The organism is Actibacterium sp., assembly GCF_041584535.1.
GTDB lineage: Bacteria > Pseudomonadota > Alphaproteobacteria > Rhodobacterales > Rhodobacteraceae > Actibacterium_D.
In genome coordinates, this window is the sequence record NZ_JBFHDW010000061.1 from 1 (window position 1) to 10,696 (window position 10,696).

A 10,696-nucleotide genomic window follows, 5' to 3' on the forward strand; every position below is an offset into this window, starting at 1 on the left:
CTGCGACCTGCGCTTCGGCGTCAATCATTGAACAACCAGTCGTTGTATTAAGCGGGGCGTTCACGAATGCTGCGTCGTTCCCAGCCTGTCACAGCGCCCAAAAGGCCGCTCTCAGGCATCAATCAGTCTTTGGTAGATCGTGGGTGGGGATTTTTGAATCCGCGGATTATTGGATGAGATCAATAATCTGCAGAAGGAAAATGGCAGCCCGTAGGGGAGTCGAACCCCTCTTTCCAGGTTGAAAACCTGGCGTCCTAACCGATAGACGAACGGGCCATCGCTTTGCGTGAGGGGGGTATTACGGATAATGCGCTGCCTGTGCAAGGGGGTATTTGGTAAAAACCGGCGAAATTTGCGGCCTTTGTTCGTTTATGGATTTTCAGGTTTGGGCAGGGCGCGGCGGTGGTCGAAATTTCCCCGGCAGGCTGGCAAATTATGGTCTGAAAACTGGCGCTTATGCGCGGGCCGCATCCTCAAGCCGCAACTGCACCCGGTGCTGGCCGCGCCATGTGTTGATCTCCAGCCGCCCGGCCAGATGGAAGCGCGCGCCGCCGTGGTCATTCAGCGCCGCGCCAAGGCCGGAATCAAACGCGCCAAAGGCGATGGCGTCCAGCCGGGGACTCATCCCGTCGCCAAAGCTGATCTTCAGATGGCTTTCACCGACGCGCTTGGCAAAACCGATCTGCATGTCGGCAAAGGCAAAGCGCGGGGCAGGGGCGCTGGCGCCGAACGGGCCGGCGCCGTCGATCTGTTCGATCAGTTCGACCGTCGCCGCGCCCGGCATCAGCAGGCCCGATAGCCGCAGATCGGCCGGCCCGGCCAGCCCGGCCCCCTGTTTCTCTAACAGCTCGGACAGCCGCGCCATGGCGTCGTCCAGCCGGTCACGGGCCACGCTGAGACCCGCCGCCATCTTGTGGCCGCCGCCCTTCAGCAAGAGGCCCTCGTTGACCAGACGGTGCACCGAGGCGCCCAGATCGACGCCCGAGATCGACCGCCCCGATCCCTTGCCCTCGTCCCCGTCCAGACCGATCACCACGGCGGGGCGGTTGGTGGCCTCTTTCAGGCGGCTGGCGACGATGCCGACGACGCCGGGATGCCAGCCTTCGCCCGCCGCCCAGACCAGCGGCGCGTCCAGCCCGCGGGCCTCGGCCTGAGCTAGTGCGGCTTCGCGCACGGCGGCTTCGATCTCGCGGCGTTCGGTATTCAACTGGTCCAGCCGTTCGGCCAGCGCCGCTGCCTCATGCGGGTCGGCGGTGGACAACAGCCGCGCCCCCAGATCGGCCTGACCGATCCGGCCCCCGGCATTGACCCTTGGCCCCAGCAGGAACCCAAGGTGATACGAGGTCGGCGCCTTGTCCATCCGCGCCACGTCAGACAGCGCCACAAGGCCGGGGCGGGCGCGCCGCGCCATCACCGTCAGCCCCTGCCGCACCAGCGCCCGGTTGACCCCGATCAAGGGTGCGACATCGGCCACCGTGGCCAGCGCCACCAGATCGAGAAAGCCCATCAGGTCAGGCCCGTTGCGGCCCTGCGCGCGCAATTGCCGCCCGGCCTCGACCAGCATCAGGAACACCACCGCAGCGGCGCAGAGATGGCCCAGATCGCCGGTTTCATCCTGCCGGTTCGGGTTGACCACCGCCAGGGCGGGGGGCAGGGTTTCGCCGCCCAGATGGTGGTCCAGGACGATGACATCGGCGCCTTTGGCCGCCGCGATCGGGCCGTGGGACAGGGTGCCGCAATCGACACAGATGATCAGGTCGTGATCGGCGGCCAGTGCCTGCATGGCCGGTTCATTCGGGCCGTAGCCTTCGTCGATGCGGTCGGGGATATACAGGGTCGCCGCGTGGCCCATGTCGCGCAGCCATGTCAGCAACAGCGCCGCCGACGCGCCGCCATCGACATCGTAATCGGCAAAGACCGCGATCTTTTCGCGGGCGGCGACGGCGGCAAGGAACCGTTCCGCCGCCACGCCCATGTCGCGCAATGTCAGCGGGTCAGGCAGGGTGTCGCGGATCGAGGGCGCCAGAAACGCCTGCGCCTCTTCGGGGGGGATGCCGCGCTGGGCCAGAACCCGGCACACCGGGTCCGGCAGGCGCGTGGTTTGGGCCATGGCCAAAGCCATGCGGTCCTGAGCGGCGTCCGGTCCGATCCAGCGCCGCCCTGTCAGAGACCGTTCAACCCCGAGAAAGGCCATCAGTCCTGCCTCCGCGTGGGGTGCCCGGCCAGAATTACTTCACCGGGGTGCGATAGATCATCCGGCGCACCGAGCCGGTTTTCGAGCGCATCAGGATGGTCTCGATGGTGACATAGCCCGGCTCGCGCTTCAGGCCTTTGACGATCGACCCGTCAGTAACGCCCGAGGCGGCAAAGATCACGTCCTGCGTCACCAGTTCGTCGCGGGAATAGACCTTGTCCAGATCCTTGATCCCGGCGCGGCGGGCGCGGCCGATTTCGTCGTCATTGCGGAACACCAGACGGCCCCACATCTGACCGCCCATGCATTTCAGGGCCGAGGCCGCCAGCACGCCTTCGGGGGCGCCGCCGGTGCCCATATACATGTCGATGCCGGTAAGGTCGGCTTCGGCGCAATGGATCACGCCGGCAACGTCGCCATCGGTGATCAGGCGGATCGCGGCGCCGGTTTCACGGATCTCGGCGATCATGTCCTCGTGGCGCGGGCGCTCAAGAACGCAGACGGTGATGTCGCTGTCGGCACAGCCACGGGCCTTGGCCAGAGCGCGGACGCGCGCGGCCGGTTTCATGTCCAGGCTGACCACGTCCTTGGGATAGCCCGGCCCGATGGCCAGCTTTTCCATATAGGTGTCGGGCGCATGCAGCAGCGAGCCGCGCGGCGCCATGGCGATCACGGTCAGCGCGTTCGGCATGTCCTTGGCGGTCAGGGTGGTGCCTTCCAGCGGGTCCAGCGCGATATCGACCGCCGGGCCGTCGCCGGTGCCGACCTCTTCGCCGATATACAGCATCGGGGCTTCGTCGCGTTCGCCTTCGCCGATCACCACCACGCCTTTGATGTCAAGCATGTTCAGCTGATCGCGCATTGCGTTCACCGCCGCTTGGTCAGCGGCTTTTTCATCGCCACGGCCGACCAGCCGCGCCGAGGCCGCAGCCGCCGCTTCGGAAACGCGGGCCAGCCCCAGCGAAAGCATACGGTCGTTGAAATCGGCGGTGTCGGTCATCGGAGTTTCCTGTCTGGGATCATCAAGTGTTGCGGTATTCCTAGCCCGTGACGGGCCTGTGGCACAAGGCGGGGGGCGCGATTACACCTCTTCGATGCGGATCGCGACCGGCTCGCCCATCACGACCTGTGTCGCGGCAAAGCCGGACAGCGCGTGATCCAGCGAGTCGCGGGTGGTCTTGTGGGTCACGATCAGCACCGGCGCGGATTCGCGGGCATGGCCGTATTGGCGCATCCGGTCGATGGAAATTCCGGCCTCGCCCAGCACGGTTGCGATCTTGGCCAGCGCGCCGGGTTTGTCCTGCAGCTCCATCCGCAGGTAATACGGGGCAGGGGCGGTGGCCTTGGCGGCCTTGGCCGGGGTCAGGCGGGCGGCGGGCTTGCCGAAGGTCGAGATCCGATAGCCGCGCGCGATGTCCAGAATATCGGCCATCACGGCGCTGGCAGTCGGGCCTTCACCGGCCCCGGCGCCGCGCAGCACGATCTGGCCGACGGCGTCGCCTTCCATCACCACCATGTTGGTGCCACCGTCCAACTGGCCCAGCGGGCTGGTCGCGGGCACCAGACAGGGCGACATGCGCTGTTCCAGACCGCGCCCGGTCATCTGGGCCACACCCAGCAGCTTGATCTTGAAGCCCATATCGGCGGCATGATGAATGTCTTCGATCGAGATGCGCTGGATGCCTTCCAGTTCAACCGCGTCAAACGCCACCTGCGTGCCGAAGGCGATCGAGGCCAGCAGCGACAGCTTGTGACCGGCGTCGATGCCGCCAACGTCGAGCGTCGGGTCGGCTTCGAGATAGCCCAGTTGTTTGGCCTCTTCGAACACGTCCTCATACGGCAGGCCCGAGCTTTCCATCCGGGTCAGGATATAGTTGCAGGTGCCGTTCATCACGCCCATGACCCGGCGGATTTCATTGCCCGCCAGACCTTCGGTCAGCGCCTTGACCACCGGGATGCCGCCGGCGACGGCGGCCTCGAACCGGATCACGGCGCCCTGGGCTTCGGCGGTCTGGGCCAGTTCCTGACCGTAATGGGCCAGCATCGCCTTGTTGGCGGTGACCACATCTTTGCCCACGTCCAACGCGGCCTCGGTTGCGTCCTTGGCCGGGCCATCGGCGCCGCCCATCAGTTCCACGAACACATCGACATCGTCGCGCGTGGCCAGCGCCACCGGGTCGGTTTCCCAGGCATAGCCCGACAGATCGGCGCTGCGGTCCTTGCTGCGCGACCGGGCCGAGACCGCCGAGATCACCACGGGGCGGCCGCTGCGTTCGGTCAACAGGTCCGCATGGGCCTGAATGATTTTCACAACGCCGATACCAACAGTGCCAAGCCCGGCAATACCAAGGCGCAAGGGGGTGGTCATGTCAGGGGACTCCCGCAGAACAGTGTAACGGGCGTCTGTTATCCTGTTGTGAGGCCGCTTGCAACGAGTCCGCAGGCGTTCTTAGGCCTCATCCAGCGGCCGCGCGCGCAAAGCCGCCGCGCGGGCGCGCAAGGCACGGGCGCGAGCCTGAAGCTGATCGGCGCTTTGGGCATCCAGACGAAAGGCGGTCTCGTCCCCGGTGACCTGTTCCAGCGGCAATAATTCGGGATAGCTGGTGCTGTGATCGCGGGCGCGCATCGCGGCATCGACCTCGGGGAAGCTGCCGCATCCCGCCAGCCCCGCAACCGCCAATATCGCCAGAATGCGCCGCATCAGATTCCCCATCTTGGATGCGGCTTACCCTAGCCCCTGCCCGGCGGGCGGGCAAGACGTCCGGGCGCGATTGCCGGGGCGGTTCGGGGGATTGAACTGAACGTCCGTTCATATACTGTGGGGCCATGGCACGCAAAACCGGCTCTCATTCCGAAATCACCGGCCCTCTGGTCCTGAACGCGGCGCAAACCCTGTTCGCGCGGCATGGCTATGCGGCGGTGTCGATGCGGCAGATCGCGGCCGAGGTCGGGGTGCAGGCCGGGGCGCTGTATAATTATACCCGCGACAAGCAAAGCCTGCTGTTCGACCTGATGAAAACCCATCTGGACGACCTGTTCGCCGCCTGGACTGCCGTTGACAAGGGGCAGACCCCGACCGAGCGGCTTGAGGCCTTTACCCGGTTTCATATCGCGTTCCATCTGGACCGGCCCGACGCGGTGTTCATCGCCTATATGGAACTGCGCAATCTTGAGCCGCAGAATTTCGAGGTGATCGAGGTCCTGCGCAAAACCTACGAGACCGAACTGGAAAATATCCTGCGCGATGGCAAGGACAGCGGCGAATTCACCTTGCCCGACACCAAGCTGGCAACGCTGGCGGTGATCGCCATGCTGACCGGGGTGACGACATGGTATCGCGATGACGGCCGCCTCAGCCGCGACCGGGTTGAGCGCATCTATTGGAACATGGTGCGCAAGGCGGTGGGCGCCTGACCTGTGGCGGGTGCTTTGCCGGGGACAGCGGCGCGTTCCGGTGCTAAGGCTGAAAATGACATTGTCCGGAGGACACCATGACCGATCAGGTTCTTGCCACGCTGACCGCCTCGCCCGCCCGCCGCATGTTCGGGCTGGGATGTTTGCTGCTGTTGGGTGGGATGCTGATTTTTCTGGGCTTCACCCGCAGCTTTGATGCGTTTGGCTGGCAATTGTTCCTGCTGGCCTTTGGCGCGCTTAGCCTTGCGATGGCGGAAAAGATGCGCCGCGCCACCACCGGCAAGCTGATCCTGACGCCCGAGGGCCTGTTCGATGGCGACGGGCGCAGCGTGGCCCTGATCGACGACATATCGCGGGTGAACCGGGGCACGTTTGCCGCCAAGCCGACCAATGGCTTCATGCTGGAACTGCGCCGCTCGGACGGGCGGGTCTGGGCGCCGGGGATCTGGTGGCGGCTGGGCCGTCGCGCCGGCGTCGGCGGGGTCACCACCCCGGCCGAGACCCGCGCCATGGCCGACATGATTCAGGCGCTGCTGCGCCAGCGTGATGCCAGCGACGAGGACGCCATTTAACCGTTACAGTTGGTGCCGGTAAAACAGATCACCGGCACGAAACGCGGCCGGGTCACGACGATATTGGTGAAATCCTTGTCAGACAGGCCGACATTGAACGGCGCGGAATAGGTCGAGAAGGTCTCGACCATGACCACGCGGTCGCCCTGCGTCATCAGCGGCACGTATTGTGCATAATTTGCCATATCGGCCTCGACCAGAACACCCTTGCCGCCGGTGCCATAGGACCAGTCCATTTTCAGGGTCCGGGTCGCGTCGGTCTGATCGCAATTGGTCGAGCAATACAGCGACGTCACCCGGATCGCCTGATCCGTGCCTTCGCCGCTGGTCATGTAGGTAAAGACGTTGTCCAGACCCTCGATATAGTTCGCGTTTACCGCGCCATCCTCGCGGCTGATCATGTCGCTGATCGTGTAGGCGGCCTTGATGTTGATGTTGCGGGCCTCGTAGGCCTGAAAGAACACCAGACTGCCGACATACCACCACGCCAGTGTCGGCAGGGCGATCACGCCCTCGGCGATCATGCTGGCGTCTTCTTCGCGCCAGAACCGGGTCAGTTCGTATTTCAGGTTCAACCACATGCTCAGCTTCCCCCTGCGAAGGGTTCGTTGACAAAGCCCGAGACCGCAACAATCGCGTGGCCGTCACCTTGATTGCTTTCCAGCATCAGGGCCAGTTCAGTGCCCGGGAAGAACGGATCGACCAGCAGGCAGGCCCGCACGATCATCATCTGGTTCTCGGACCCGGCGTCGAACGTGGTTGCGGGCTGCATTTCGGCGGCGCGATCGACACAGGTTGCGCCCGGATCGGGCAATTGCCAGTTGCTGCGCGGCACCGGGGTCAGTTCGATCATCAACTGGTTGGAGCAATCGGAGATCAGGTTGCCGACGTGGCTGCAGATATCGTCTTTCACCAGCGCGATTGTCGGGTTCGGCCAGCGGCCCAGCCGCAATTCGCGCACGGTCAGATCCAGCGCGCGGTCCAGCATGACCTGACGGATATTGATAAAGGCGACTTCGAAGCAACTGACGAACAGGAACACGAAGGTCGGGGCGAACAGCACGAATTCAACTGCCGCCGAGCCATCCTCGCGCCGCAACCCCTGCGACAGCCGTCGGCCAATGCGGGAAAGCGTGCTCATTGTGTGAGCCTCAGTTTATTGATCGAGTTGGCGATGATCGTGAACGTATCCGCGATGTTCCAGCCATTCGCGTTGAAATAGTGGCCCGCCGTGGTGGCGCATTGGCGCATGACCCCGTTGGCGTCCGAGGTGACTTCGAACCCGATGGTATAGATGACCACGCCTTCGGCCTTGGCCGCATCACAGATGTTCAGCAGCCGGGTGTTCTTTTCGGCGTTGCCGTTGGACAGGACCGGATCCTCCAGCCACGACCATTGAGCATACCATTCGGTGGTGAAGGTCTCCCACACTTCGGGGTAGGTCATCTGGATGGCATAGCCGGGCTGATCGACCACGGTCGTTTCAAAGGTGGTCGTACATTGCCGCCCGCGCCACCATTTGCTGCCGGTGCATTTGGTGTTCTCGACCGTCACTTCGCGGCCGTCATCGTCACCGAAGGGAAAGTCGTTCCAGGTGCTGTTATAGGGATAGTAATATTTGCCCGTGGTCTCGTTATAGATCGAATACCGGTCCGCCAGATCCGAGTTGCGCCAGATCGGCGAGTCGCCATAGCGATAGGGCGTTTTCAGATAGTGCTGGTCGGTGTTCACACCGTCGGTCATCAGCACGATGACCTTCATCGACTGCTTGCTGTCGTAATCATAGGGGCGGTCGGTGAATTCGGGATCGACCGAGATCGCACCACCGGTCCGTGCCGGATCGGCCAGATCGGAAATCACCGGGCGCAGATCGGGGTCCAGCAGGCCGACACCCCATTTCATCCCGATATCGATCGAGGTGTTCCCGCCCGAGCGCAGGTTGTTTATCAGGTAATTCAGGTCCGAATGGTGGCCGACAAAGGGCCGCAGGATGCGCCAGTTGTCTTTCGAATCCGCGACGCAGGTCCAGCGCGACGGCGAGGCGCTTGCGTCGTTCCACGGGTCGAAATGGCCGGTGCGCTTGATCTCGTCCGCGACCGACAGCAGCGGCGTGTCGAAATCCGCGTAATCGAAGGTCACACAGTTCGAGCTGGCGTGTTCGTTGGTCACGCTATAGCGGGTCAGCGTTGAATCGTTGATCGCACCCAGCAGATCGGCGCCCGCGACGACCTGTTCGGCATAAGGCACCAGAGAGATCGACACTTTGCCCGGTTCGACCGAACAGTTGCCGCCGCTCAGATACGATGTGCTGGGGTTGCACAGCATGTGCCAGCCAAAGTCCTTGGCGGCTTCCTGAAGCTCATACAGCTTGGATTTCCCCGAGGTCGAAATCTGCCCCATCGAGCCCGACACGTCGACGATCAGCGAAATCTCCAGATCGGTGATGCCCTCTTCGGCGGCACCGCTGGCGGTGGCGTTCAGGGTGTCGACGCCCAGTAAATGCATGAACATCGAATCCACCGGGATTTTCGCCGTCGCGGCAACCTTGCGATAGGCCAGATCCTCGCCCGAGGTGGGGCCGGTGACCACAACGCTGGTCAGATAGTTCGCCAGACCGGCCTTGTCGAAATAGTCGGTCACGACCAGCTTGGCGTCTTCGGATTGCGTCAGGTCGGCAGCGGCCAGAACCGCGCGGTCCAGGGTGTTCTGAAGATGGGTGCGCTTGGCCTCGACCCGCATCACGTCAATGGCGATGCCGCCGCTCCAGATCATCAGGATCAGCATGCAAAGCGCGAAAATCAGGATCGAGCCGGTCTCGTCCTGTCCAAAGCCTTTTGCACGGTTTACCGCCGCACGGCGCCAATTCTGTCGCCGGGCGGATTTCAGATTGCTCCATGAAACGCCAAACATCCTGATCGTCCTTATTGTGCCGCAGGCGATCCTGCGGGCGGACACTTCTGCCGCTTGCGATGTTATTTCTAAACTATGTGGTCAAATTAGGGCGAGTTGATGCCCAATCCTTGCGCGTTTTCACGGCTTTGCAGCAAATCCCCGGCGGCGGGCAAAGTGTTTCCAACTGCATAACAATCTGGATCGAGTTGCCTGGATAAAACTGCTGAACCAAAGCGATTTCGCATGTAGTCTGACACTGCCGGACCCGATCAGGCGGCCCGGCAACGGGAGGGCGCCATGCAAAACCACCGAGAACCCAGTTTCCGGGAATCCGTCGATCTGATGTTCAATCACGCCGTATCGCTGATGCGGCTTCCCCCCGGTCTGGAAGAGAAGATTCGCGTCTGCAACGCCACGTATACGGTGCGCTTCGGGGTGCGGCTGCGTGGGCAGATTCACACGTTTACCGGCTATCGCTCGGTCCATTCCGAACATATGGAGCCGGTCAAGGGCGGCATCCGCTATGCGGCGCTGGTCAATCAGGACGAGGTCGAGGCGCTGGCGGCGCTGATGACCTATAAATGCGCGCTGGTCGAAGCGCCGTTTGGCGGCTCGAAAGGCGGGCTGCGGATCGATCCGCGTGCGTGGGAAGAGCACGAATTGGAAATGATCACCCGCCGCTTTGCCTATGAGCTGATCAAGCGCGACCTGATCAATCCGTCGCAAAACGTCCCGGCCCCCGACATGGGCACGGGCGAACGTGAAATGGCATGGATCGCCGATCAATATGCGCGGATGAACACCACCGACATCAACGCCCGCGCCTGTGTCACCGGCAAGCCGCCCGATGCCGGCGGTATCGCGGGCCGGGTCGAGGCAACGGGTCGCGGCGTGCAATACGCGCTGCGCGAATTCTTCCGCCACCCCGAAGACATCGCCGCTGCCCGCCTTGGCGGGTCGCTGGACGGCAAGCGGATCGTGGTTCAGGGGCTGGGCAATGTCGGCTATCACGCGTCGAAATTCCTGTCCGAAGAAGACGGCGCCAAGATCATCGGCGTGATCGAACACGATGGTGGCCTGTTCCGGGCCGAGGGTCTGGATATCGAATGCGTCGGGCAATGGATTCGCCAGCATGGCGGCGTCCGCGGTTGCCCTGAGGGCGAGTTCATTGAAGACGGCAGCGCCTTGTTTCATGCCGATTGCGACATCCTGATCCCCGCCGCGATCGAAGGCGTGATTCATCTGGGCAATGTCGATAGCATCACCGCGCCGCTGATCATCGAGGCCGCCAACGGCCCGATCACCTATAGCGCCGATCAGGTGCTGCGCGACAGGGGCACGGTCATCATTCCCGACCTCTATGCCAATGCCGGCGGGGTTACGGTGTCTTATTTCGAATGGGTCAAGAACCTGAGCCATATCCGTTTCGGCCGGATGCAGCGCCGTCAGGAAGAGGCGCGGCATCAGTTGATCGTCGATCAGCTGGAAAACCTGTCCGTGGCCTTGGGCAAAACATGGTCGCCAACCCCGCATTTCAAGGAAAAATACCTGCGCGGCGCGGATGAACTGGAACTGGTGCGCTCGGGGTTGGATGACACGATGCGCACCGCTTACCAGTCGATGC

General features: G+C 63.2%; 10 protein-coding genes and 1 tRNA gene. 3 read left to right on the forward strand and 8 right to left on the reverse strand.

Annotation, left to right across the window (positions count from 1 at the left end; all coding sequences use genetic code 11):
- Window positions 1-201: 201 nt before the first annotated feature.
- The 5 genes from ABYW26_RS04785 to ABYW26_RS04805 all read right to left on the reverse strand — a co-directional run bounded on the left by ABYW26_RS04785 (window position 202) and on the right by ABYW26_RS04805 (window position 4,895).
- Window positions 202-276 (reverse strand) — tRNA-Glu (locus tag ABYW26_RS04785).
- 178 nt (window positions 277-454) lie between these two features.
- Window positions 455-2,194: a single-stranded-DNA-specific exonuclease RecJ gene (recJ, locus tag ABYW26_RS04790; RefSeq protein WP_372603652.1), complete on the reverse strand. Its 1,740-nt coding sequence runs from the start codon at window positions 2,192-2,194 to the stop codon at window positions 455-457.
- Between the two features lie 34 nt (window positions 2,195-2,228).
- Entirely contained in the window at window positions 2,229-3,194 is a 966-nt protein-coding gene (gene glpX, locus ABYW26_RS04795; RefSeq protein ID WP_372603653.1) for a class II fructose-bisphosphatase, read from the reverse strand.
- Between the two features lie 81 nt (window positions 3,195-3,275).
- Entirely contained in the window at window positions 3,276-4,562 is a 1,287-nt protein-coding gene (locus ABYW26_RS04800; RefSeq protein ID WP_372603654.1) for a homoserine dehydrogenase, read from the reverse strand.
- Between the two features lie 81 nt (window positions 4,563-4,643).
- Window positions 4,644-4,895, reverse strand: coding sequence for a hypothetical protein (locus ABYW26_RS04805; RefSeq protein ID WP_372603655.1), 252 nt, complete (start codon window positions 4,893-4,895; stop codon window positions 4,644-4,646).
- Between the two features lie 125 nt (window positions 4,896-5,020).
- Between ABYW26_RS04805 and ABYW26_RS04810 the strand changes: the two genes are divergently transcribed.
- Both ABYW26_RS04810 and ABYW26_RS04815 read left to right on the forward strand, forming a co-directional pair.
- Complete coding sequence (locus tag ABYW26_RS04810) at window positions 5,021-5,608, forward strand: TetR/AcrR family transcriptional regulator (protein ID WP_372603656.1); 588 nt, start codon at window positions 5,021-5,023, stop codon at window positions 5,606-5,608.
- 77 nt (window positions 5,609-5,685) lie between these two features.
- Entirely contained in the window at window positions 5,686-6,180 is a 495-nt protein-coding gene (locus ABYW26_RS04815) for a hypothetical protein (RefSeq protein ID WP_372603657.1), read from the forward strand.
- Here the strand turns inward: ABYW26_RS04815 and ABYW26_RS04820 are convergent.
- Genes ABYW26_RS04820 through ABYW26_RS04830 form a run of 3 tightly spaced genes read right to left on the reverse strand, consistent with a single transcriptional unit; the run spans window position 6,177 to window position 9,090 of the window.
- Complete coding sequence (locus ABYW26_RS04820; RefSeq protein WP_372603658.1) at window positions 6,177-6,761, reverse strand: hypothetical protein; 585 nt, start codon at window positions 6,759-6,761, stop codon at window positions 6,177-6,179. The two genes, ABYW26_RS04815 and ABYW26_RS04820, sit on opposite strands and share 4 nt — an antisense overlap.
- A gap of 2 nt (window positions 6,762-6,763) precedes the next feature.
- A complete protein-coding gene (locus ABYW26_RS04825; protein ID WP_372603659.1) occupies window positions 6,764-7,321 on the reverse strand; it encodes a TadE/TadG family type IV pilus assembly protein in 558 nt (185 codons plus the stop codon).
- On the reverse strand, window positions 7,318-9,090 hold the full coding sequence (locus ABYW26_RS04830) for a TadE/TadG family type IV pilus assembly protein (RefSeq protein WP_372603660.1): 1,773 nt from the start codon (window positions 9,088-9,090) through the stop codon (window positions 7,318-7,320). Before ABYW26_RS04830 ends, ABYW26_RS04825 begins: the two co-directional genes overlap by 4 nt.
- A 279-nt stretch (window positions 9,091-9,369) precedes the next feature.
- Here ABYW26_RS04830 and ABYW26_RS04835 point away from each other — a divergent pair.
- A partial coding sequence (locus ABYW26_RS04835) for a Glu/Leu/Phe/Val dehydrogenase (RefSeq protein ID WP_372603661.1) occupies window positions 9,370-10,696 on the forward strand: 1,327 nt, incomplete at its 3' end.

Bases quoted from the DNA above. Each gene is read 5' to 3' on its own strand.
- recJ (WP_372603652.1), bottom strand. From the start codon at position 2,194: ATGGCCTTTCTCGGGGTTGAACGGTCTCTGACAGGGCGGCGCTGGATC.
- glpX (WP_372603653.1), bottom strand. From the start codon at position 3,194: ATGACCGACACCGCCGATTTCAACGACCGTATGCTTTCGCTGGGGCTG.
- ABYW26_RS04800 (WP_372603654.1), bottom strand. From the start codon at position 4,562: ATGACCACCCCCTTGCGCCTTGGTATTGCCGGGCTTGGCACTGTTGGT.
- ABYW26_RS04805 (WP_372603655.1), bottom strand. From the start codon at position 4,895: ATGCGGCGCATTCTGGCGATATTGGCGGTTGCGGGGCTGGCGGGATGC.
- ABYW26_RS04810 (WP_372603656.1), top strand. From the start codon at position 5,021: ATGGCACGCAAAACCGGCTCTCATTCCGAAATCACCGGCCCTCTGGTC.
- ABYW26_RS04815 (WP_372603657.1), top strand. From the start codon at position 5,686: ATGACCGATCAGGTTCTTGCCACGCTGACCGCCTCGCCCGCCCGCCGC.
- ABYW26_RS04820 (WP_372603658.1), bottom strand. From the start codon at position 6,761: ATGTGGTTGAACCTGAAATACGAACTGACCCGGTTCTGGCGCGAAGAA.
- ABYW26_RS04825 (WP_372603659.1), bottom strand. From the start codon at position 7,321: ATGAGCACGCTTTCCCGCATTGGCCGACGGCTGTCGCAGGGGTTGCGG.
- ABYW26_RS04830 (WP_372603660.1), bottom strand. From the start codon at position 9,090: ATGTTTGGCGTTTCATGGAGCAATCTGAAATCCGCCCGGCGACAGAAT.